The following is a 22,007-nucleotide window of genomic DNA, read 5'->3' on the forward strand; positions in this document are numbered from 1 at the left end:
CCCCGTCCCCCTTTTTATGCTTTTCTCATTGCGCCCAACTTCGAAAACAGCACTTGATACCATTTGCGCTTCTCGAGCTCCGGCACCATCGACGTATGCACATGTTTCAGTTGCGTGTAGGCATCAAGTGAATATTTGCCCATCTCGCGCCCGATGCCGCTTTGTTTGTATCCGCCAAACGGCGCGTCATTGCGCAGCATGTGCCAGTCATTGATCCAAACGACGCCCGCCCGCAAGCGCCCGGCGATGGCGTACGCCTTGTTGACATCGCGCGTCCAGACGCCAGCCGCCAGCCCGTAAATCGTATCGTTCGCCATCGCCACCGCCTCCTCCACGTCGTGGTAGCGAATGACAGACAACACCGGGCCGAAAATTTCTTCTTGGGCGATTTTCATGCTGTTTTTCACATTCGTAAAAATCGTCGGCGCGACAAAATGGCCGCCTTCACAGCCCGGGACATCCACCGCATGGCCGCCGCAGACAAGCGTCGCCCCTTCTTGTTTGCCAGTTTCAATATAGGATAGCACCGTTTCTTGTTGCCGCTTGGAAATGACCGGGCCGATATCCGTCGCCGGGTCAAGCGGGTGGCCGATTTGCAGCGTTTTTGTCAGCGCGACGAGCCGTTCGACGACTTCATCATGCATCCGATCCGGCACAAACAACCGCGTTCCCGATTCGCACAGCTGGCCGGAGTGCAAAAAGACGCCAAACAAGCTGCCCGGAATGGCGATCTCCAAATCCGCGTCATCAAGCAAAATGTTCGGCGACTTGCCGCCAAGCTCGAGCGTCACGTTTTTGACTGTCCCAGCCGCCAGTTCCATAATCCGACGCCCGACTTCGGTTGAGCCGGTAAACGCCACCTTGTCCACTTGCGGATGACGGACAAGCGCCTCCCCCACTTCCGCGCCCGGTCCAGCCACTACGTTGATGACCCCAGGAGGCACGAACGACGAAATGATTTCCGCCAGTTTAAGCGTCGAGAGCGGCGTATAGCTTGCCGGCTTGACAACCATCGTATTGCCCGTCGCCAGCGTCGGGGCGATCTTCCACGATGCGATCATGAGCGGCAAATTCCACGGCGTAATCGCTGCGCACACCCCGATCGGCTCGCGCCAAACAAAATTGTGCGCCGGTCCGGGAAATGGCGGAATCGGTAACGTTTCCGAAAAGGGGTACTCTTGAACGATGTTCGCCATCGTTTGGAACAAATCGACCGTCTGCAAAATATCAATCGAGCTGATGCGCCGGATCGTCCCTCCGCTTGAGATCGCTTCCAAATAGGCGAGCTCCTGGGCGTTGGCGGCAATGGCCTGAGCGATCGCATTCAGCACGCGCGCCCGTTCTTTCGGTTTCATCGTCTTCCAATCCGTCTCGTCAAACGCCTTGCGCGCCGCCTTCACCGCCCGGTCCACATCTTCCGCTGTCGCCTTCGCGACGGTCGCCACCGCCTCTCCGGTCGCCGGATTGTATACGTTAAACGTTTCCCCGCTGCTTGCCGGCTGCCATTGGCCGTCAATGAAAAGCGGAAAATGATGCACTTGCACATGAGTGGTCATGACGATTTCTCCCTTCCTTGTTTTCGACTCTCAACTTCTAGCCAACGTTTTCGCTTTCCTCAAGACCGAACAGCTCGTCAAACGGCTTCTCCTGCGCTTTTTTCAACACTTCCATCCTCGTTGCCAGTTGGCGGGCGGTGAAATTCATGATATCGGCATGGTGATCAGGGCCGAAAATCGAATCGCGAGCCGCTGCTTCCAACCGCTTTGCCTTTTGGTAAAGCCGAAACGGGAACGAATCCTCCTGCAGCCCGCGGCTGCCTGTTGTGACCAACGGCTCGGCACGACGCACGCTCACCACTCCTTTTCCATTTTTCTTGAAATGTCGGCTGGTGTTGTACTTCTGGATAGATGAACGCGGGGACAACCAATCAATGTAAAGGCTTACAAATAGGCTGTTGCGACAATAGGCGGGTTGCTGGCAAAAAGGCAGGTTGTAAAAATGACCAAAATGTTATGAATAGTCAATCATTTTCCCTCATTCTAGCAACCTTCCCTTTCTTTCGTCAACAAAAAGCGAATGACATTTTCCGACAATAACGCTAAAAAAACAGAGGGGGTCACAACAGCATCGAGACCTCCTCTGCCACGGCCGTATATCCGCATCGAGCTGATTTGTTATTCAATCTCTCGCACTCCTCTTGAAAGCCAGCACCTCGTTAGGACAGCACCTACTCCGGTCATGCCCGCACTTTTCCGTATTCTTTCCGCAGTTCGCTCGCGATGATGTTGCGCTGGATTTCCGAGGTGCCTTCGTAAATTTTCGTGATGCGGGCATCACGGAAGTAGCGTTCGATCGGGTAGTCTTTCATGTAGCCGAGGCCGCCGTGGATTTGCACAGCGAGATCGGCGATTTTGTTGTACACTTCCGAGCCGAACAGTTTGGCAATGGCCGCTTCTTTGACGACGCGCATCTTTTGATCGACCATCCAGGCGACGCGGTAGACGGTGGAGCGCAGCACTTCGATCAACATGCTCATTTCCGCCAACATATGCTGGATCGCTTGTTGCTCGATGATCGGCTTGCCGAACTGCTCACGCTGTTCGGCGTATTCCATGCAGTATTCTAAGAGGCGGATGCACGAACCGAGGTTGCGGGCGGCGAGACCCGCGCGGCCGTTGGCGAGGATTTTGAGAGCGTTGACATATCCCTCGCCTTCTTTTCCGAGCACGTTTTCGACCGGCACTTCCAAGTTGTCAAAAAACAGCTCGGCTGAATGCGATCCGCGCAGCCCCATTTTCCGCTCGACATTACCGACGATAAAGCCGGGGAAATCTTTTTCCACAATAAACGAGGTAATGCCTTTCGGGCCTTTTGACGGATCGGTGACCGCCATCACCGTAAACACGTGGGCGTCGACAGCATTCGTAATGTAATGCTTCGAGCCGTTAATGATGTAGCGGTCGCCTTTGCGGACGGCGGTCGTTTTAATCGCGGCGGCGTTCGAGCCGGCGCTCGGCTCGGTTAAGGCAAAGGCTCCGATCCATTCGCCTGTCGCCATTTTTGGCAAGTAGCGCCGCTTTTGTTCCTCGGTGCCGAGCTCGACGATGCCGACCGTACCGATGCCGGTATGGGCGCCGATTAATGTCGTATAGCCGTTATGCGTTTTCCCGAGTTCTTCATAAATGGCGCATTTGCCGACCATCGACAAGCCAAGGCCGCCGTATTCTTCCGGGATGCTTAAGCCGAACAGCCCCATGGCTTTCGATTTTTCAATAATATCTTCTGGAATGTGGTCGTTTTCTTCAATGTCCATGGCCACCGGCTCCACGACTTCTTTCACAAATTTACGGACGTTTTCTTTTAAAAATTCAATCTCGGCTGGCAACGTAAAATCCATCCTCTTCCCCTCCCCGTGATTCGATTCCATATTTTTGCGCCTTGCGCACAAGGGTCGACGCATCGACACCCAACAGCTTCGCCGCCCGCCGATACGTGCGCGCATGATGAAGCGCTTTGATGATGAGCTGGCGCTCGACGTCCGCCACCGCTTGTTTGAGCGGAACGACCTCGCTGACTGACACCGGATCGGCAGCCGTCGGCGGCTCAAGATGAAGCCATTTCGCCACGTGGTCTTCATCAACGACTGGCGAGGCCGAGGTCACAAACATGCGCTCAATGGCGTTGACGAGCTCGCGGACGTTGCCAGGCCAATGGTAGTCCATCATCATCGCAAGCGCCCTGTCGGTGAACACGAGCTGTTTTTGATACTTTTTAGCAAACCGCTTTCGATAATGGTCGACCAACAGCGGGATGTCTTCCTTCCGGTCGCGCAGCGGCGGAATGGCGATCGGCATGACGTTCAGCCGGTAAAACAAATCAGCTCTGAACCGCCCGGCGGCGACCAGCTCTTCAAGCGGTTTGTTCGTTGCGGCGATGATGCGGACATCGATCCGTTTGGGCGCCTCCGCCCCCAAGCGCATAATTTCCATCGACTGAAGCACACGAAGGAGCTTTACTTGCAGGTGAAGCGGGATTTCACTGATTTCATCGAGAAAAATCGTCCCGCCATCCGCCTGTTCAAAGTAACCCTTTTTTCCTTTTTTCGCCGCACCGGTGAACGCCCCGGGCTCATAGCCGAACAGCTCGGACTCCATCAACGTCTCCGGAATCGCCCCGCAGTTTACCTTCACAAACGGACGGCCGCTGCGCTCGCTCTGCTTCCAGATGAAGTTCGCCAACTCTTCCTTTCCGACGCCCGACTCTCCGGTCAAAAGCACGGTGACATCCACGGCTGCCGCCTGGCGGGCAATGGCGATCACGTGCGCCATCGCCGGCGCCCGGTAAATAAGGTCATCGCCTTCCTGCCGGCTTAACGTATGAAGGAGCCGTTTTGTCTCCTCGAGTTCGGCGCGAAGCTGCTCCATCTCGGTCATGTCTTTGACGTACACGACAACCCGCTCGCCCTGGCCGCCTTCCTCGATGATCGGCACGGCGGAGACGATCAACGTATTGCCGGTTTCCGCGCCTTGATGAAGCATGGAGCACGGCTGACAGCGGTCAAGCGCCTGGCGCACAACTTGGTCGAGCGGAGCGGGGATGCGCCCTTGTCCCGCATCCGGGAACAGCGCGGCCCATTTTTGATTTTGCCGGGTGATCGCCCCATTGCGATCCGCGATGGCGATGCCGTCGGTTGCTGCATCCATCACCGTCTGCAGCTCATTGGCAATGCGCTTCACCGTCTCAAGCTCGCTCGAGATGAATTCAATCTCGGAAATGTCTTGAAATACTCCGACCGCCCCCACAACTTTTCCATCGTCGACGATCGGCGACCGGTTCGTAATATAGACGCGCTTGCCGACGCGGTACTTTTCCGTACACCCTTGGCCGGTGCGCACGACATCGAGCAGGCCGGACGGCACGACGACATCGGTCAACAACCGCCCGAGCGCTTCTTCCTTCGTCGTCCGCGCCATCCGTTCCGCGGCCGGATTGATCGAGGTAATGCGCCCTTTTGCATCGATCGACAAAATGCCGTTATGGGCGGCGTTGAACATAGCTTCCAGCTGTTTTAAGCGAAGGCGGGACGCCTTTGCCTGCGCCGCCAAATACTGCTCTTTTGTCAATAGACCGGCCAGGCGGCCGCTCTCATCAACAACGGCGCGGAGCGGACTGCCGCCAAACGCGACTTCCTCAAGGCGCGCATGGACCGGAAGTGGCTGCGGCGGCCGCATCACCTCACGAACCGTTTTGCGCCCCTGGGCGAGGCCAAACAGCACGTCCTCGGCCGCCACCACCCCGACCATTTCTCCTTCACTGTCGCATGCGATGGCCCCGGCCATCCCTTGCTTGGCCAACGTGCGGGCCGCCTGCTCAAGGGAATCGCTTTCCCAAACAGCAGCGGTTGTTTTCCACATGATGTCTTCTATCGTCATCCCCCATCCCCCTGTCTCGCCTTCACTTTGTTTGGAAAAGCAAACTGCGTGCCAACAAATCAAGCGTCTAATTATTCAGAAAAATACATCTCCATTCTCCATCGTATCAAACCTTCCGTTGCAAAACAACAACGACTTGTTGCAAAAACGCAACAAACCTGCAGAATGTGTTGTGTTTTTGCCATTCAGACAGCCGGGATCGTTGCGTTTTCGCAACAGCATGGCGCTAGACAACTGCGAGGCAAAGGGCCGGGCTTTCTGAGGCCGCACCGGCCGTATGTCGGTCAGGTTGCAGCGTGGGATGCAGCGATAGGCCTGCGAAATATAGTCCGGGGTTCTCTTAACAGCGGGGCTGTGGCGGCCGCATACCTTGTCCATCCTGTTCTCCTTCTTTTTTCCATCATAAAACTTGTTTTTTCGATGAGAAAATTCATTGTCTTTTTTAAGAATTTCGTTATAATAAAGATTGTTAATGATAGTGATTTTCATTTTCTTAGTCCAAAAGGAGGTGGCCTCATGGTCCGCCTATACGCCGAGGAGTTGACCGTCCGCTACGATGACCGGACGATTTTTGAACGATTGTCCGTCCGCATTCCCGATCGGCAAATCACTGCCATTATCGGGCCAAACGGGTGCGGCAAGTCGACGCTGCTCAAGACGTTGACGCGCATCATTTCCCCACAATCGGGCGCGGTCATTTTAGACGGCCAAGCCATTTCCCAGCAACCGACGAAAGAGCTGGCGAAAAAAATGGCTATTTTGCCGCAGACGCCAGAAGCAACAGGCGGACTGACGGTCGCTGAGCTCGTGTCGTACGGCCGCTTTCCTTATCAAAGAGGATTTGGCCGTTTAACAAAAAAAGATTACGAAGCGATCGACTGGGCGCTTGACGTGACGAAAACAGCCGATTTGAAACACCGGCCCGTTGACGCCCTCTCCGGTGGACAGCGGCAGCGCGTTTGGATCGCCATGGCGCTCGCTCAAGAGACGGACATCATCTTTTTGGACGAACCAACGACGTATTTGGACATCGCCCATCAACTCGAGGTGCTCGAGCTGCTTGAACGGCTGAACAAAGAAGAAGGGCGGACAATTGTGATGGTGCTCCATGACATTAACCAAGCGGCGCGGTTTTCCGACTATGTGATCGCCATGAAGGCGGGCACGATCGTCAAAGCCGGGCCGAGCGAAGACGTCATTTGCCGTGAAGTGCTTCGCGACGTGTTTGGCATTGATGCTGACATCGGCCGCGACCCGCGGACGAACAAACCAGTTTGTTTTACGTATCATTTGCTGAAAGGAGTTTATTCATCATGAGAAAAACGTGGCTTTCCTTGTTGCTTCTTTTTACGCTCCTGTTAAGCGCCTGCGGCAACACAGCGGACGACAACAAGAACAACAGCGCTTCACCAGAGAACAAAAAACCGGAAACGGTGACGTACCAGTCGGAAAACGGACCGGTGGAAGTACCAGCTGATCCAAAACGCGTCGTCGTCTTATCGACGTTTGCCGGCCATGTTCTGACCTTAGACGTGCCAGTCGTCGGCGTGGATTCTTGGTCGAAAATGAATCCGCTCTTTGAAGAAAAACTGAAAGACGCGGAAGTCGTGACAGACGAAGACATTGAAAAAATTATGGCGTTAAAACCGGACTTAATTATCGGATTATCCAATACGAAAAACGTCGATAAATTAAGCAAAATCGCCCCGACCGTCACGTTTACATACGGAAAGGTCGATTATTTAACTCAGTTTCTAGAAATCGGTAAACTGTTAAATAAAGAAAAAGAAGCGAAAGCATGGATTGACGACTTCAAACAACGGGCACAACAAGCCGGGGAAGACATCCGGGCGAAAATCGGCGAAAACGCAACGGTCACCGTAGCCGAAAACTTTGATAAGCAGCTGTATGTGTTCGGCAACAATTGGGCGCGCGGCACGGAAATTTTGTATCAAGAAATGAAGCTGAAAATGCCAAAAGCGGTCGAAGAGCAGGCGCTCAAACCGGGCTATTACGCCGTTTCCCTTGAAGCGCTGCCGCAGTTTGTCGGCGATTACCTCATCTTAAGCAAAAACAGCGACGGCGATACATCGTTTATGGAAACGAACACGTTTAAAAACATCCCTGCTGTTAAAAACGGCCGTATGTTCGTCGCTGATGCCAAGGCGTTTTATTTCAATGACCCGATTACGTTAGACTACCAGCTCGATTTCTTTAAAAAGCATTTTTTAGGCCAATAATGACGAGACGGGGCGTTCACGGGCAGTGAATGTCCCGTCCTTTCTTGTGAAAAGGAGGAAACCGCCGATGGAAGCAAACCGCCGGCTATGGCCGTTTCGTTATACGTTTCTCTTCTCTCTTATCCTGCTGATGGCCATTTGGTTCGGATCTATGGCCATCGGCGTCGCTGATACGACATGGAGTGACGTATGGCGCGCGCTCTTTTCCGATGAACAAGGTAAACAACTGGACTTGATTCGCGAGCTCCGTTTGCCGCGGGAAACGGCGGCGGCCTTTGTCGGTGCCGGACTCGCCGTCGCTGGGGCGATCATGCAAGGAATGACACGCAACCCGCTCGCTGACCCGGGACTGCTTGGCCTAACCGCTGGAGCGAACGCAGCGTTGGCCATAACGATGGCCTTTTTTCCTTCCGCCCATTATCTCATCATCACGGTCGCCTGTTTGCTTGGGGCGGCTCTGGGAGCAGGGATGGTCTTTGGCATCGGCGCCGCCCGCAAAGGGGGCTTTTCGCCATTGCGCATCGTCTTAGCCGGCTCGGCGGTCTCAGCGCTTTTGTTTGCCGTCGCTGAAGGGGTCGGCCTTTATTTTCATATTTCCAAAGACGTTTCGATGTGGACATCGGGCGGGGTAGCCGGGACGTCGTGGAAACAGCTGTCAGTCATCATTCCGCTCATCGTGATCGGGCTCGCCATTGCCGCATGGTATTCGCGGCAGCTGACGATTCTTAGCTTGAGCGAAGACGTCGCCGTCGGCGTCGGACAAAAAACAACAGCCGTCAAAACGTGGCTGTTTTTCGCTGTGTTTTTATTAACAGGAGCGTCGGTCGCCATCGCCGGCAACATCACCTTCATCGGCTTGATGATCCCTCATCTTGTGCGCGCAATCGCCGGCGCCGATTACCGATTCACCATCCCGCTGTCGGCCACGGTCGGCGCGACCGGCATGATCGTCGCTGATACGGCGGCCCGCACGGTCAATGCCCCGTTTGAAACGCCAGTGGCAGCCATCGTTGCGGTGATCGGCTTGCCGTTTTTCCTGTTTGTCGTGCGGAAAAAAGGGAGGGGCTTTGAATGAGAATGCGCATCACAGCAGTGTTAGGTGTGCTTTTGTTGCTTATTGCCGCAACAGCCGCCATCGCGTTGGGCACCGGCGAAGCGCCGCTCTCGTACGGACGCATCGTGCCGACACTGTTCGGCTACGGTTCGATGCAAGAAGCGTTTATTTTGTTTTCTCTCCGCCTGCCGCGTATCGTGATTACGTTGCTCGCCGGGATGGCGCTCGCCCTATCGGGAGCGATGCTGCAAGGTATCACCCGAAATGAACTCGCCGACCCAGGCATATTGGGCATCAACGCCGGTGCCGGCGCAGGCGTCGCTTTATTCTTTTTATTTTTCCCGATTGAAGCCGGGACGTTTCTTTACGCTCTGCCGCTCGTCGCCTTCGTCGGAGCGCTGTTGACGGCAGCGGCCATTTACGCCGTTTCCTACAATCAAACAACCGGGCTGCAGCCGGTATCGTTCATTCTTACTGGGGTCGGGTTTTCAATGGCGCTCTCTGGACTCATGATCGTCCTCATTTCCGCCGCGGATCGAATGAAAGTCGACTTTATCGCCAGATGGCTTTCCGGAAACATTTGGGGCGATGATTGGCCGTTTATTTGGGCGATGCTGCCGTGGCTTGTCATCGGTGCATTGATCGGTCTGTACCGGGCGAAACGGTTAAACCTTTTGCATTTAGGCGATCCGGTCGCCATCGGTGTCGGCGTCCATGTTCGCCGCGAGCGGCTCGTACTGATGGCAACGGCGGTCGCCGTCGCTGCAGCGGCCGTCGCTGTAACCGGGGGCATTTCCTTTATCGGCTTAATGGCGCCGCACATCGCCAAAATGATCATCGGTCCGCGCCATGAGCGGGCCATTCCGGCAGCGATGCTCATCGGCGGCTGGCTGCTGCTTGCCGCTGACACGATCGGGCGCAACGTTCTCGCCGAACCGCTTCCGGCAGGAGTTGTTGTGTCATTCCTCGGTGCACCATACTTCATTTATTTGTTATTGAAGCGTTGAACCTTTTGATGGCCATGAGACGGATCAAGGATGACGGTTAAGCTCGTTCAACTGCCTTCATCTTCATCTCTACTCCCGTTTCACGTGGAAGCGGGAGGTTTTCCATTTGCGATGGGGAAAAGGGCTGCCTCCAAGACGAAAAAACAGCCTTGGGCGCAGCCCTTTTTGGCAAAACAATCCCCTAAAGAGGCCGGAATTAAGAAGCCCGGCGCCGCTTCCAAACGCGGACAGCTCCAATCAAAATGATCGCAGCAATAATGATATACACCACTTCGGCGTACATCCCTATCACTTCGGATACTTTCCCCCACGACTCACCGAGCGCCGCCCCGATCGAGATTAAAATCGTATTCCAAATGAGCGTTCCCAACACCGACAGCCAGAAAAACAACCAAATATTCATCTTCGCCATGCCGGCGGGAATCGAAATCAAACTGCGCACGAGCGGAATCATACGGCCAACGAATACCGCCCACACTCCGTAACGCTGAAACGTCCGGTTCGCCTTATCGATGTCTTCCGGCTTCACCTGCAACCATCCGCCCCAACGGTCAACGATCCGCTCGAGCCGCTCGACCGACAACAGCCGGCCGATGCCGTACAGCACCAATGCCCCGACAACCGAACCCGCTGTCGCTGCCGCAATGACGCCGGGAACCGTCAAGGTGGTATATGTCGTCATAAACCCGCCAAACGGCAAAATGACTTCCGATGGAATCGGCGGAAAGATATTTTCCAGTGCGATCATAAAAAAAATGCCGATATAGCCAAATTGCTCCATAAAATCAGTGATCCATGCCTGCACGGTTCCTTCCTCCATTCACTCGCTCTTCGTCTCTGTATGATGGGTATGCTCCATCCGCACCATCCTTTCCCTATCTTAGCAGAAAATCAGCGGCCGCCGCAAAGCAAAAAACAGAGCGAAAGACGGGTTCCTAAAAAAGCCGCTAGGGACAAACAATCGTCCTAGTGGCATCAATCAGGGAGCGAATAGAAGCGGAATCCCCCTTCCGTTTAACAAAGGATGTACAACATGAAGAGAGCTGACTCCAACAGCCCGCTTTTTGGCGGACTTTTGGGTCAGCTCCTTCTTCGCTTCACAGCATATACGCGTCAACGGTTTCTTTTCGATTCTCACTGTTTTGGACTGGCAGCCGGCCGAGACAAGACATTCACAATCCGTTCAAACGCCCAATCCAATTCTTCTTTTGTAATGATGAGCGGCGGTGCAAAGCGAATGACCGTCTCGTGTGTTTCCTTGCAAAGCAAGCCTTGCTCTTTCAGCGCCTCACAGTACGGGCGCGCGGGGCCATGCAGCTCAACGCCGATAAACAAGCCGCGCCCGCGAATTTCTTTTATATCGTCGTTTTGAATTTGTTTTAGTTTCGAAAGGAAGTATTCGCCAAGTTCAAGCGAACGCTCCGTTAGACGCTCTTCTTCAATCACTTCGAGCGCCGCGATCGACACCGCGCAAGCGAGCGGGTTGCCACCAAACGTCGAGCCGTGCGAACCGGGCTCAAAAACCGACAAAATATCGCGGTTGGCGACGACGCACGAGATCGGGAACACCCCTCCGCCCAACGCTTTTCCTAAAATATACATATCGGGCACGACGCCTTCCCAGTCGCAGGCAAACAGCTTCCCGGTCCGGCCGAGTCCGGTTTGAATTTCGTCCGCGATGAACAGGACGTTGTTCGCTTTGCATACGTCATACGCCGCTTTTAAAAATCCTTGCGGCGGGATGCGGATGCCCGCTTCGCCTTGGATCGGCTCAACAAGAAATGCCGCTGTATTCGGCGTGATCGCGGCTTTCAGCGCTTCGATATCGCCGTACGGGATGATTTTCACGCCCGTCAACAGCGGCCCAAACCCGCGTTTATAAGCCGGTTCGGACGACAGCGACACGGCGGCAAGCGTCCGGCCGTGAAAGTTTCCTTCACAAACGATGATTTCGGCTTGGTTGTCCGGGACGCCTTTGACGTCATACGCCCAGCGGCGCGCCGCTTTGAGCGCCGTTTCCACCGCTTCGGCGCCCGTGTTCATCGGCAGCGCCATTTCTTTTTTTGTCAATCGGCATACTTTCTCGTACCACGGACCGAGCTGGTCGTTATGGAACGCGCGCGACGTGAGGGTGACGCGATCCGCCTGCTTTTTCAGCGCCGCAATAATTTTCGGATGACGATGACCTTGGTTCACCGCCGAATAAGCGCTTAACATATCCATATAGCGGTTGCCTTCCGGGTCTTTCACCCATACTCCTTCCGCTTCCGAGATGACGATCGGCAGCGGATGGTAGTTGCGCGCCCCGTATTGTTCCGTCTTCGCAATGAGCTGTTCGGACTTTGTCGTCATCACAATCCCCCTTTCTGTTTCTCCCCCGATAGGAAAAGGGCGGCCGCGGCCGCCCCGGCATTAAAACATTTCCGACACCGTTTTCGCTTGCATATGGAGGATTAAGTAATCCGGACCGCCGGCTTTCGAATCCGTCCCTGACATGTTGAAGCCGCCAAACGGCTGATAGCCGACGATCGCTCCCGTGCAGCCGCGGTTGAAGTACAAGTTGCCGACATGGAACTCCTGCCGCGCTTTTTCGAGATTTGCCCGGTTGCGCGAAATGACAGCGCCTGTCAGGCCATATTCTGTGTTGTTCGCGATCTCGAGCGCATGGTCAAAATCGCGCGCTTTGGCGAACGCGACCACTGGCCCAAAAATTTCCTCTTGCATGATGCGCGCATTCGGATCGACATCGGCAAACACCGTCGGCTGGATGAAGAAGCCTTTTGCATCGTCTCCTTCCCCGCCGGTCATGAGACGGCCTTCCTGTTTTCCGATTTCGATATATTCCATAATTTTGTTGTACGCGTTTTGGTCAATCACCGGTCCCATAAACGTCGCCTGTTCCGCCGGGTCGCCGACGTTGAGCTGTTTTGTCAGCTCGACGACGCGGCTGAGCACTTGATCATACACATCTTCGACGATGATCGCGCGCGAGCACGCCGAGCATTTTTGACCAGAGAAGCCAAACGCCGAGGCGACGATCGATTGCGCCGCCAATTCCAGATCGGCTTCTTTGTCAACGACGATGGCGTCTTTGCCGCCCATTTCCGCGATGACGCGCTTCAGCCAAATTTGTCCCGGCTGCACTTTCGCCGCGCGCTCATAAATGCGGATGCCGACATCGCGCGAGCCGGTGAAGCTGATAAACCGCGTGCGCGGATGATCAACCAAATAGTCGCCGACTTCCGCGCCGCTGCCCGGGATGTAATTCAGCACCCCGGCCGGAAGCCCGGCTTCTTCGAGCACTTCCGCAAACTTGTACGCCACGACCGGCGTCGCGCTCGCTGGCTTTAACAGTACCGTATTGCCCGTCACAAGCGAAGCAACCGTTGTCCCCGCCATAATGGCAAACGGGAAGTTCCACGGTGAAATGACGACGCCGACGCCAAGCGGAATATAGAAAAAGCGGTTCGTTTCCCCTGGACGGCTTTCCACCGGAATGCCGTCTTTCAACTTCAACATTTGCCGCCCGTAATACTCCATAAAGTCGATCGCTTCCGCTGTATCGGCATCCGCCTCGCGCCACGGCTTCCCTGCTTCTTTCACGAGCCAAGCGGAAAATTCATGCTTGCGCCGGCGCACAATCGCCGCCGCCCGGAACAAAATATCCGCCCGCGCTTCCGGGCTCGTTCGGCTCCACGTGCGGAACGCTTCATCGGCGGCCTTCATCGCCCGTTCGGCGAGCTCTTGATTCGCTTTCGCCACCCGGCCGATCACTTCTGCCTTGTCCGCCGGGTTGATCGACGTGATTTTGTCCTCGGTCATGATGCGCTCGCCGCCGATAATGAGCGGATAGTCGCGTCCAAGCTCGGCTTCGACCTTTTCGAGCGCCGCCAAAAACGCTTGGCGGTTCGCTTCCACAGTAAAATCAGTGAACGGTTCATGTTTATACGGCTGCACCATCCATGTCATCCCCCTTATTAGGCAAAAAAAATTTCCACAATGAAACGCTTCCATAGTTATATTATGCAAAATTTTATGGCGTATTTCAACTTTTTCTTTTTGTCAACCATTGTCCTTTTCCTATTATCCCCGTTTCTTTCGCCTTTACACCTTCTGATTGGCCCTAGACTCCTCCTGGAAATCAACCGATCCATTCGTTCGATTGAATCCATCCTTCCCCTTTACTCAAGACCGGATGCAGCCTTTGCATCCTCCATAGCACCCTCCTTTTTTACGCAAAGGAAGGGTGCAAAAAAAATTTGCTTTATTTTCTGTACAGGAGCGAAGCGTGTGGTATAATAATTCCTAAAAAAGAGGGGTGCCCTATGTGAATCGCGACGTGGAAGCGCTATTATCGATCTATGAACAAATTATCGAGATGATCGACCTCGGCATTCACGCCGTCGACAAACAAGGCAAAACGATCATTTACAACCGGAAAATGCGCGACATCGAGGGCATGGACATCGAGGATGTGCTCGATAAAAATATTTTAGACGTCTTCCGCTTTGACCCGAAACAGCCGAGCACGCTGCTTCAGACGCTGCAAACCGGAGAAAGCACCGTCAATCAACAGCAGACGTATTTTAACAATAAAGGACAGGCCGTGACAACGATCAACCAGACGCATCCGCTGCGAAAAGACGGAAACATCATCGGGGCGGTGGAAATCGCCAAAGACGTCACCAAATTCCGCAAGCTCCTTCAAGAACAGCGGCACCGCGGGGAAACCGCCCACACGTTCACGCATATTGTCGGCCATAGCGCATCAATGCAGACGGCGATCCGGCTCGCCAAACATGCTGCCCGCTCCGATGCGCCTGTATTTCTCATCGGAGAAAAAGGAACCGGCAAAGAGCTGTTTGCTACAGGCATCCACCACGACAGCGGACGGCGGGCCAAACCGTTTTTAGCGCAAACGTGTTTGGCGCTCCCTGATGAATGGATGGAAGTGACGCTGTTTGGCAACGAAGAACAAGGTGATATTCAGCCTGGGCTGTTCGAACAAGCCGATGGCGGCACGGTGCTGCTCAATGACATCGACGCATTAAGCCTCCCGCTGCAAAAAAAGCTATATCGCTTTCTGCAAGACAAGCAATTTTTCCGTGTTCACGGCCGGGATCCGGTTCAGGCCGACGTCCGCCTAATCGCCTCAACAAGCGGTGATCCGATCGACGCTGTGCAGGCGGGACAGCTGTTTAAACCGCTCTATTACCAACTGGCTGTTCATTGCATCGTCCTGCCGCCGCTGCGCGAACGGAAGGAAGACATTTTGCCGCTGGCTGCCCATTTCATCGGCCAAGGCAATGAGCGCTACGGCTTGAACGTGCAACAGCTCGATGACGACGTGGAGGAGGCGTTTCTTGCCTACGACTGGCCCGGCAATGTGCGCGAACTGGAAACGGTGATCAATGAAACGTTGGAAATGATGGATGGCGGGGAAACGATCACATTCGACCATCTCCCAGCTTCTTTCCGCACAAAACTCACGCCCGACGCGCCGAGAACGGACTTTTTGTTTGATACTGAAGACATTCTGCCGCTCGAAAAGTATATGGAGGAAGTGGAAATTTACTACATCCGCAAGGCGCTGCAACATCACGGCTTCAACATTACGAAAACGGCCAAAGCGCTCGGCTTAAGCCGGCAAAACTTGCAATACCGCATCCGCAAATATCGGATTGATAAGGAATGGAGCTAAACAGCAAGACGGCGAAAAAACAGCCGTCGGGCAAAAAAAGCACACGTGCGGAATGATTTTGATCTTTCCCGCAACGTGTGCTTCACGTTGAAAAGACAGAAGCATCTCGTCTGATTCGTTCTTTGGCGATCCAAACCATTTATTGTCCAAGGCGAATAGCCGGCTGCCGCTTAGACAAAGGGCAATTGCTATGGACAATAAGGCGACATCCAATTCATACCCTGCGGTTTGTCCATTGCCCATGAAACCAGCTGGCAGCTTGACGGTAAAGATCGCCCCAAGCATTACGAAAGCAAGCAGCGCCGAAATCATTCTTGTTCCCAATCCTAAGATTAAGGCCGCGCCCCCAGTCAATTCAATGAAGGCGACAATATAACCGAGGACTCCGACAACACCGATGCTTTCAAACCAACCGGCTACGTTGCCAAGCCCCATTTGGAATTTGGCGATGCCGTGAATCAAGAACGTTAATCCTAAAACCATCCGCAAAATCAACAACGCCCATTCATATTTTTGCACCATCATTCGTTCTCCTTCCTTTTATCGCACCGCTTTTAACGCCCGACTCCATAATAAAAGCTCATCAAGCATCGCGTTGACTTGTTCCACATGAAATGCCTGTGGCTTAAACACGGTTCCATTCTCGAAATCGGTAAATAACGACAATGTCGGATGTGTACGGACATCAGCGATTTTTAGCTCGCCGCAAATTCCACGCAAATGTTCAGCGGCGCGAGCCCCGCCGGTCGAACCGTAACTGACAATTCCTGCTGCCTTGTTGTTCCAAGCTTCACGAGCCCAATCAAGCGCATTTTTTAACGCCCCGGTGATGCTATGATTGTATTCTTGGACGATAAATACGAATCCGTCAAGGCTAGCCAGTTTCTCATTCCAAGCAGCGATGCCCGGCTCCGTTCCATCTGTCGTTCCGAAAAACGGCAAGTTAAAATCAGCAATATCAACGATCTCATAATGCGCATCTCCGCGTTGATCAGCAAGCTCTTTCACCCATTTTCCGACTTGTGGGCTTACACGCCCTTGCCGAGTACTCCCTAAAATAATCCCGATACGCAATGTGTCGTTTGCCATCGTTTCTTCCTCCTTGGTCGCTTTTTTTAACAACTTTTCAAAAAAGCCCATGGTTTGCACCGCCTTTTCCTTCCTGATAATGAATGTTGCCCATACGTCTATGCGCCAAACCTCTATGGTGAAACTCGCAACACGATCCGATTTCCCGAAGGATCCGCTGTCACCAATGAGCCGTTTTCTTCCACAACCGAGGCGCCGATCTTCATTAACTGCACAGCAACCTTTTCTTTCGTTTCTTCATCCGGCAGCATCAGTGTAAATGAGTCAAGGCCTACGCTATTGGCTGGCGACATCGGGGCACCGACCCCATTCCATGTATTCAAGCCAATATGGTGGTGGTATTTTCCTGTCGAAAGAAACAGCGCCTGACGCCCGTATCGATTAACGACGTCAAATCCCAATCCTTCTGTGTAAAATTGTTCGGCTCGTTTTAATTCAGAAACGTGCAAGTGAATGTGCCCGATCAATGTCTCCTTCGGAAGGCCATGCCAAACCTCTCCTTTCCCGGCAGCGATCAAGCGATCCACATCCAACGGTTCCGTCGACATGGCTACCTCTCCTTTTTCCCATCTCCATGTTGAAAACGGGCGATCAACATATAGTTCAATTCCGTTTCCATCCGGATCCGCCAAATAAATGGCTTCACTTACCCAATGATCAGCGCCCCCTTGCAGCGGATAACCGATACGAAGCAAATGGTTCAACACTCTCCCTAAATCGGCTCGCGTCGGAAGCAAAATCGCAAAATGGTAAAGCCCTGTTGTCCGGCCGCGTTTCGGAATCACGTTTTCCGGCTGTTCAATAAACAACAAAACGGTCTGGCCATCTGCGGTCAACGAAGCGGTTCGATCAGTCCGCCCTAACACTTGAAACCCGATGACCTGTTCGTAAAACACGATGGAACGCTCGATATTTTCCACCTTCATGTTCACTTGACTAACGAATGTGGCAGGCTTGCGATGAAAATTCACGAAATCACCCCCTTGCCGTCTTTTTAAATAACAAATAAATATTAACTTACTTTATGTAAGTAAGTATATATTCGATACATACGTTAGTCAAGTAAATTTGTTTGTAAATGTAATTCATTTATCTGTAAAAACTCATTTATAATATACATAAAACAGAAAGCTGCGATCGGCGCAGTTCCTTCGCCCTACGTTCAACTCGACGCAAGATTGACGAGCGTTATGATGATTTACCAGCAGACAAAGCAGTTTATAATGAAGGTAAAGGAGATGAGTGAATTGGATAAGACACTTTGTCCTCGATTTGAAAAAGCCATGGGATTGTTAAGCCAACGGTGGACGGGCTTAATCATTTACCAGCTGCTTGCCGGCCCGCAACGTTTTTGCCATATTGAATCAGCCATCGGCGTAAGCGGCCGGGTCTTATCAGAGAGGCTAAAAGATTTAGAAAATGAAGGGATTGTCAAACGGGAAGTGTTTCCGGAGACGCCTGTTCGTATTGAGTATTCGTTAACAGAGAAAGGGCGAGCGCTGGAACCTGTCATGCGTGAAATTGAAAAATGGTCAAAAACGTGGCTTGCCCCCTAAACAGCGGAGGGATTTACAACCATGATCGACGCCCATATTCATCTCGATCAATATATGAACATCTGCGAACAAATCGAACGTTGGCAAGAGGCAGGCATTACCGGCGTCGTCGCCGTCTCAACCAACTTGCGCTCAAGTCACCGAACGCTGGAGCTCAAGCAACGGTTTCCGTCTTTCGTCTACGCCGCCATCGGCTTTCATCCGGAACAGCCGCTGCCCAACGCGGCCGATTGGAATGAATGGACGTCACTCATCAAGCAAGCACGGCCGCTTTTGTCGGCCATTGGCGAAGTCGGGCTGCCGTACTATTCTGCTGAAGCGTGCGCCAAACTGCCTGCCTATCATGACTTGTTGGCACAAATCGCTGCCATCGCCGTCGATGCCTCTTTGCCGCTCGTGCTTCACGCCGTCTACGACCGGGCCAAAACCGCCTTGGCCATCGTGCAGCAGGCTGGCGTCCGGCACGCCCATTTCCATTGGCTGAAGGCAAATCCAGAGACCGTACAACGCATCGTCCAGTGCGGCTACTACATTTCCGTCACTCCCGAGGTATGCTACCGCGAGCGCGACAAAGAGCTATTGTCCCTCATCCCGCTTGAACAGCTGCTCCTCGAAACGGACGGCCCATGGCCGTTTGCCGGTCCGTTTCACGGAAAACCGACGACGCCGTTATTGCTGTTTGACTCCGCCCGCGCCGTGGCGGCGCACTATGGCCAGGAGATGGACCAAGTCAAAACGGCCATCACCGCGAACACGAAGCGGCTTTACGGTGCGGCCGCCGCCATCTGACAAACCGTTGGACAATCCAGGGAAATCCCTGCTCAATCAAAAAGCCGAGCATGGTTCCCTTTAGCCCTGCTCGGCTTGACGCGTTTAGAAACGCATTTTCATTGTCCCGTCCGCAGCGCCTGTTGTTCATCATTGGCGATGGTGTCAGCGGCAGATTTTCCTTTCACTTGCTTTAATGTCGCCACGATGAGAAAACTGACAATGACCAACAACACCCACGAGCTGACTTTCCCGACATGAACGAGGCTCCACGCCTTCGCTTGGTTTGGATATTGCCAAGCCCCGAAAAAGGTGGCGATGTTTTCCGCGATCCAAATGAAAAAACCGATCAGCAAAAAGGACAGAACAAGCGGCATCCGATACCGAATTCCCCCGACCTCATACGCGACCCACGAGCGCCAAAAAACGAGGATCACAAGGCCTGCTAACCACCAGCGAACATCGATCCAATAATGGTGGGTAAAAAAGTTCACGTAAATCGCCGCCGCCAACGGAACGACCAACCCAAACGGCGGCCAGCGCACGAGCTCCACCTTCAGCCGTCTCCACGCCTGACAAAGATAGCTTGCGACGCTCGCGTACATGAAGCCGCTGTACAGCGGCACGCCAAACAGTTTCGTATATCCTTCCTCCGGATACGACCACGATCCCATATGCACCTTAAACAGCTCTAATGCAAGCCCAATCAAGTGAAAGACAGTAATGACTTTGAGCTCATCGCGCGTTTCCAGCCCGGATCGCACCATCCACCATTGCATGAGAAGGCAAATGACAAGCAGCCAGTCATACCGCGGCAACAAAGGAAGCGGCACGAGCTTCGTCAGCGCCAATGAAGCAAAAATAACGACCGGAAACACGCAGGACAACGCCTGCGCCCAACCGAAGCGAACAAGCTGCACAAACGCTTTGCTGAGCCGCGCTTTTCCAGAACAGAGACACCTCCGAACCGCAACCAGCCAGCAAGGCGGGCATTCCCCCGCCGCTGCCGCGTATTTCTCCCCTTTCAAGCCGTCCCCTCCCCCGCTTACGAATGCGATTCCCCTTCATCGCTTCGGTACTCCAAAATGTCCCCGGGCTGGCAGTCGAGTGCCTTGCAAATGGCTTCTAACGTCGAAAAGCGGATCGCCTTCGCTTTTCCGTTTTTCAAGATTGACAAATTCGCCATCGTAATCCCCACTTTCTCCGACAGCTCCGTGACGCTCATCTTCCGCTTCGCCAACATGACATCAAGATTCACGATGATCGGCATGTCATTCACCTCAAATCGTCAACTCGTTTTCTTGTTTGATGTCAACGGCTTGTTGCAGCAGCTTTTGCAGTACCGCGGCAAAGACAGCGATCACGAGCGACGCAAACGGCACCAGCAGCCCGACGAAAATGACCCCCGGAGCATCGTCCTTTTCGGCAAAAAGATAAAACAGCGGCAAAGCGAGCAGATGGAGCCCACAGATGACGACAGCGCAAGATTTGATCTTCTTTAACGCCTCGACCGACCGCTCAGAGAACGCGCTGTTTTGATCAATATACGTCAACAGCCGAAACGCCTGATAGAGCGCAAAATAAAACGGCAGCGCGGACGCCTCAAACACAAGATAAACGAAATACTTGATCCAAGGGAACGCCGGCACCAGCTTGACCGCCACCTTCGCAAGCGCCGGCACCAAAAACAAGCACAACGCCAGAACCGGAAGGCCGATCAACACCAAGGCCACCTTCAAAAAAAGCGTTTCTCGTTTCACCACAAGCACCTCACTGATTCGTTTTTGCTTTTATTGTAATCGTTGATTTATCGTTTTTCAATAAATAATTATTGATTTTAATGATATTCTTATTGTTAAACACGATAAAAAAGCATCCCCCCTGTGCGGAGGAATGCTTCGGTGCAAAAATGGAGACGGCAAAAAACAGCTATTCTTCATCGCCGTCCTCGCAAAAGAATAAACCGTTATCCAAAGATGTGATCGAAAACAGAATATGGATTTCGCCGCTTCATACCCCGAATCCACCTTTTTGATCATTATGAATGCGAAAGCACGCTTCGATGAGCTCCTTAGAAGGAAGCAGCACATCCCCTCTTCAAAGGGTGCAGCAAGACGTATTGTTGTTCAGAACGAGTGATCGACTAAGTATTACCTTTTCCCGATCATCCAACAATCGAATTTCCCATTTCGATGATTTTTCACCTTGACATATTACCTCAGGGCTTTAGAAGGCCGGTGAAAAACGGCTGCCACGAGCAAATATTCATTTGACACTAGACACAAAAATCCCCCCAATTTTGTTGGAAGGGTGTGAAATGTGAGGTAAATTTAATTTTTTGCAATCAAAAAAGAGTAACCAGTTTCGTATTTTGTAAGCAACCGGCTACTCTTCATCATCTAGATAATCTCCACTCGATACACATGAATGATTTGATAACCAATTTGCCAATTCTTTCTCACGTACTTCCTTTTTAGCAACCTTGATACACATTTCAAATAGTTCATCATCCGAAACAATTAACTCATACCCATTTTTCATCAAGAAAGAATATGCTGCCATCACCGCCGTCCGTTTATTGCCATCTAAAAAGTAATGTCCGGTTGCTATGGCAATCATGTAAACAGCAGCCTTTTCAAATAAGGAAGGGTACATTTCTTTTCCAAACAAGTTCACAAACGGCTTCTGACATACATATTCAATCATACCAGGGTCTTTCTCTCCAGGTATTCCGCCGTAGTGACGCACCATCTCATCGTGGATGTAGCGCAACTCTTCAGGATGAAGTTTTTCTACCATTAGTTTTTAGATAGTTTTTCTAGCACTTTATCGTAGCGCTTAATTCCTCTTTTTAAAATGGCATTAATTTTATGTGTATCAACGTTCTTTTTCTTATCATCCAATTCTTTCTGCAACATAGCCATTTCTTCTTCCTCCTTCCAGTCGCACATGCTATCACCACCCTGAAATAATATACGGTAATAGCATGTCCATGATTACTTTTAATTATAAGTTCAACCACTACGCTTTTCAATCATTATCTCAGAAACCACAATACTTCGTAAACATCCACTTGGCCATCTCATGCATTTCATCTTTCAATTTGACCATCCAAGATTTTAATGAGAAATGGGCAGGGCGAAAGTTGCGGGGATTTTCT

Annotated in this window: 22 protein-coding genes and 1 pseudogene; 7 read left to right on the forward strand and 16 right to left on the reverse strand. The window is 52.6% G+C overall.

Annotated features, from left to right (window positions below; genetic code table 11):
- Positions 1–14 precede the first annotated feature (14 nt).
- From GS3922_RS14685 to GS3922_RS14705, 5 genes are all read right to left on the reverse strand, one after another.
- The gene (locus tag GS3922_RS14685; protein WP_063166943.1) at positions 15–1,556 is read right to left on the reverse strand and encodes an aldehyde dehydrogenase family protein; all 1,542 of its coding nucleotides are present in this window, start codon (positions 1,554–1,556) and stop codon (positions 15–17) included.
- A 37-nt stretch (positions 1,557–1,593) separates the two neighbouring features.
- Positions 1,594–1,848, reverse strand: a complete 255-nt coding sequence (locus GS3922_RS14690; protein ID WP_063166944.1) for a hypothetical protein — start codon at positions 1,846–1,848, stop codon at positions 1,594–1,596.
- A 388-nt stretch (positions 1,849–2,236) separates the two neighbouring features.
- Positions 2,237–3,397, reverse strand: coding sequence for an acyl-CoA dehydrogenase family protein (locus GS3922_RS14695; protein WP_063166945.1), 1,161 nt, complete (start codon positions 3,395–3,397; stop codon positions 2,237–2,239).
- Positions 3,369–5,432 carry a sigma-54-dependent Fis family transcriptional regulator gene (locus GS3922_RS14700; RefSeq protein WP_063166946.1) on the reverse strand — a complete coding sequence of 688 codons (2,064 nt, stop codon included), beginning with the start codon at positions 5,430–5,432 and terminating at the stop codon, positions 3,369–3,371. The genes GS3922_RS14695 and GS3922_RS14700 overlap by 29 nt, the downstream gene beginning before the upstream one ends.
- Positions 5,433–5,507: 75 nt before the next feature.
- Positions 5,508–5,810 (reverse strand): hypothetical protein, encoded by a 303-nt coding sequence (locus GS3922_RS14705; protein ID WP_011229705.1) that lies wholly within the window; start codon positions 5,808–5,810, stop codon positions 5,508–5,510.
- A 138-nt stretch (positions 5,811–5,948) separates the two neighbouring features.
- Between GS3922_RS14705 and GS3922_RS14710 the strand changes: the two genes are divergently transcribed.
- From GS3922_RS14710 to GS3922_RS14725, 4 genes are all read left to right on the forward strand, one after another.
- Complete coding sequence (locus tag GS3922_RS14710; RefSeq protein WP_063166947.1) at positions 5,949–6,749, forward strand: ABC transporter ATP-binding protein; 801 nt, start codon at positions 5,949–5,951, stop codon at positions 6,747–6,749.
- Positions 6,746–7,672 (forward strand): iron-hydroxamate ABC transporter substrate-binding protein, encoded by a 927-nt coding sequence (locus GS3922_RS14715; RefSeq protein WP_063166948.1) that lies wholly within the window; start codon positions 6,746–6,748, stop codon positions 7,670–7,672. Before GS3922_RS14710 ends, GS3922_RS14715 begins: the two co-directional genes overlap by 4 nt.
- 67 nt (positions 7,673–7,739) lie before the next feature.
- Positions 7,740–8,747, forward strand: coding sequence for a FecCD family ABC transporter permease (locus GS3922_RS14720; protein WP_063166949.1), 1,008 nt, complete (start codon positions 7,740–7,742; stop codon positions 8,745–8,747).
- Positions 8,744–9,733, forward strand: coding sequence for a FecCD family ABC transporter permease (locus tag GS3922_RS14725; RefSeq protein WP_063166950.1), 990 nt, complete (start codon positions 8,744–8,746; stop codon positions 9,731–9,733). Before GS3922_RS14720 ends, GS3922_RS14725 begins: the two co-directional genes overlap by 4 nt.
- Before the next feature lie 196 nt (positions 9,734–9,929).
- Here the strand turns inward: GS3922_RS14725 and GS3922_RS14730 are convergent, their stop codons facing one another.
- From GS3922_RS14730 to pruA, 3 genes are all read right to left on the reverse strand, one after another.
- Positions 9,930–10,538, reverse strand: a complete 609-nt coding sequence (locus GS3922_RS14730; protein ID WP_063167427.1) for a DedA family protein — start codon at positions 10,536–10,538, stop codon at positions 9,930–9,932.
- A gap of 329 nt (positions 10,539–10,867) precedes the next feature.
- Positions 10,868–12,085, reverse strand: coding sequence for an ornithine--oxo-acid transaminase (locus GS3922_RS14735; protein WP_063166951.1), 1,218 nt, complete (start codon positions 12,083–12,085; stop codon positions 10,868–10,870).
- A 60-nt stretch (positions 12,086–12,145) separates the two neighbouring features.
- Complete coding sequence (gene pruA, locus GS3922_RS14740; RefSeq protein ID WP_063166952.1) at positions 12,146–13,693, reverse strand: L-glutamate gamma-semialdehyde dehydrogenase; 1,548 nt, start codon at positions 13,691–13,693, stop codon at positions 12,146–12,148.
- A gap of 367 nt (positions 13,694–14,060) precedes the next feature.
- Here pruA and GS3922_RS14745 point away from each other — a divergent pair, with 367 nt between their 5' ends.
- Entirely contained in the window at positions 14,061–15,434 is a 1,374-nt protein-coding gene (locus GS3922_RS14745; protein WP_063166953.1) for a sigma-54 interaction domain-containing protein, read from the forward strand.
- 117 nt (positions 15,435–15,551) lie between these two features.
- Here GS3922_RS14745 and GS3922_RS14750 read toward each other — a convergent pair.
- The 3 genes and pseudogenes from GS3922_RS14750 to GS3922_RS14760 form a co-directional block, all read right to left on the reverse strand.
- Positions 15,552–15,956, reverse strand: a pseudogene (locus tag GS3922_RS14750) (DoxX family protein); the annotation flags it as partial.
- An 18-nt stretch (positions 15,957–15,974) separates the two neighbouring features.
- Entirely contained in the window at positions 15,975–16,574 is a 600-nt protein-coding gene (locus GS3922_RS14755) for an NADPH-dependent FMN reductase (protein ID WP_063166954.1), read from the reverse strand.
- Positions 16,575–16,636: 62 nt separating this feature from the next.
- Entirely contained in the window at positions 16,637–17,494 is an 858-nt protein-coding gene (locus GS3922_RS14760; protein WP_063166955.1) for a VOC family protein, read from the reverse strand.
- 276 nt (positions 17,495–17,770) lie between these two features.
- Here GS3922_RS14760 and GS3922_RS14765 point away from each other — a divergent pair, with 276 nt between their 5' ends.
- The gene (locus GS3922_RS14765; RefSeq protein ID WP_063166956.1) at positions 17,771–18,079 is read left to right on the forward strand and encodes a winged helix-turn-helix transcriptional regulator; all 309 of its coding nucleotides are present in this window, start codon (positions 17,771–17,773) and stop codon (positions 18,077–18,079) included.
- Between the two features lie 21 nt (positions 18,080–18,100).
- Positions 18,101–18,868 carry a TatD family hydrolase gene (locus GS3922_RS14770; protein WP_063166957.1) on the forward strand — a complete coding sequence of 256 codons (768 nt, stop codon included), beginning with the start codon at positions 18,101–18,103 and terminating at the stop codon, positions 18,866–18,868.
- 98 nt (positions 18,869–18,966) lie between these two features.
- Here the strand turns inward: GS3922_RS14770 and GS3922_RS14775 are convergent, their stop codons facing one another.
- The 5 genes from GS3922_RS14775 to GS3922_RS18380 all read right to left on the reverse strand — a co-directional run bounded on the left by GS3922_RS14775 (position 18,967) and on the right by GS3922_RS18380 (position 21,771).
- A complete protein-coding gene (locus tag GS3922_RS14775) occupies positions 18,967–19,875 on the reverse strand; it encodes a DUF817 domain-containing protein (RefSeq protein WP_082816582.1) in 909 nt (302 codons plus the stop codon).
- A gap of 17 nt (positions 19,876–19,892) precedes the next feature.
- Positions 19,893–20,117, reverse strand: coding sequence for a helix-turn-helix domain-containing protein (locus tag GS3922_RS14780; protein WP_031406132.1), 225 nt, complete (start codon positions 20,115–20,117; stop codon positions 19,893–19,895).
- Positions 20,118–20,127: 10 nt separating this feature from the next.
- Positions 20,128–20,607, reverse strand: coding sequence for a DUF2975 domain-containing protein (locus tag GS3922_RS14785; RefSeq protein WP_082816583.1), 480 nt, complete (start codon positions 20,605–20,607; stop codon positions 20,128–20,130).
- Between the two features lie 625 nt (positions 20,608–21,232).
- A complete protein-coding gene (locus tag GS3922_RS14790; RefSeq protein ID WP_063166959.1) occupies positions 21,233–21,646 on the reverse strand; it encodes a type II toxin-antitoxin system death-on-curing family toxin in 414 nt (137 codons plus the stop codon).
- Complete coding sequence (locus GS3922_RS18380) at positions 21,646–21,771, reverse strand: hypothetical protein (RefSeq protein WP_257722312.1); 126 nt, start codon at positions 21,769–21,771, stop codon at positions 21,646–21,648. The genes GS3922_RS14790 and GS3922_RS18380 overlap by 1 nt, the downstream gene beginning before the upstream one ends.
- Between the last annotated feature and the right edge of the window lie 236 nt (positions 21,772–22,007).

This window comes from Geobacillus subterraneus, from assembly GCF_001618685.1.
Taxonomy (GTDB): Bacteria; Bacillota; Bacilli; order Bacillales; family Anoxybacillaceae; genus Geobacillus; species Geobacillus subterraneus.

Bases quoted from the DNA above. Each gene is read 5' to 3' on its own strand.
- GS3922_RS14725 (WP_063166950.1), top strand. From the start codon at position 8,744: ATGAGAATGCGCATCACAGCAGTGTTAGGTGTGCTTTTGTTGCTTATT.
- GS3922_RS14705 (WP_011229705.1), bottom strand. From the start codon at position 5,810: ATGGACAAGGTATGCGGCCGCCACAGCCCCGCTGTTAAGAGAACCCCG.
- GS3922_RS14700 (WP_063166946.1), bottom strand. From the start codon at position 5,432: ATGACGATAGAAGACATCATGTGGAAAACAACCGCTGCTGTTTGGGAA.
- GS3922_RS14685 (WP_063166943.1), bottom strand. From the start codon at position 1,556: ATGACCACTCATGTGCAAGTGCATCATTTTCCGCTTTTCATTGACGGC.
- GS3922_RS14770 (WP_063166957.1), top strand. From the start codon at position 18,101: ATGATCGACGCCCATATTCATCTCGATCAATATATGAACATCTGCGAA.
- GS3922_RS14755 (WP_063166954.1), bottom strand. From the start codon at position 16,574: ATGGGCTTTTTTGAAAAGTTGTTAAAAAAAGCGACCAAGGAGGAAGAA.
- GS3922_RS14715 (WP_063166948.1), top strand. From the start codon at position 6,746: ATGAGAAAAACGTGGCTTTCCTTGTTGCTTCTTTTTACGCTCCTGTTA.
- GS3922_RS14780 (WP_031406132.1), bottom strand. From the start codon at position 20,117: ATGCCGATCATCGTGAATCTTGATGTCATGTTGGCGAAGCGGAAGATG.
- GS3922_RS14710 (WP_063166947.1), top strand. From the start codon at position 5,949: ATGGTCCGCCTATACGCCGAGGAGTTGACCGTCCGCTACGATGACCGG.
- GS3922_RS14695 (WP_063166945.1), bottom strand. From the start codon at position 3,397: ATGGATTTTACGTTGCCAGCCGAGATTGAATTTTTAAAAGAAAACGTC.
- GS3922_RS14735 (WP_063166951.1), bottom strand. From the start codon at position 12,085: ATGACGACAAAGTCCGAACAGCTCATTGCGAAGACGGAACAATACGGG.
- pruA (WP_063166952.1), bottom strand. From the start codon at position 13,693: ATGGTGCAGCCGTATAAACATGAACCGTTCACTGATTTTACTGTGGAA.
- GS3922_RS14720 (WP_063166949.1), top strand. From the start codon at position 7,740: ATGGAAGCAAACCGCCGGCTATGGCCGTTTCGTTATACGTTTCTCTTC.
- GS3922_RS18380 (WP_257722312.1), bottom strand. From the start codon at position 21,771: ATGGCTATGTTGCAGAAAGAATTGGATGATAAGAAAAAGAACGTTGAT.
- GS3922_RS14790 (WP_063166959.1), bottom strand. From the start codon at position 21,646: ATGGTAGAAAAACTTCATCCTGAAGAGTTGCGCTACATCCACGATGAG.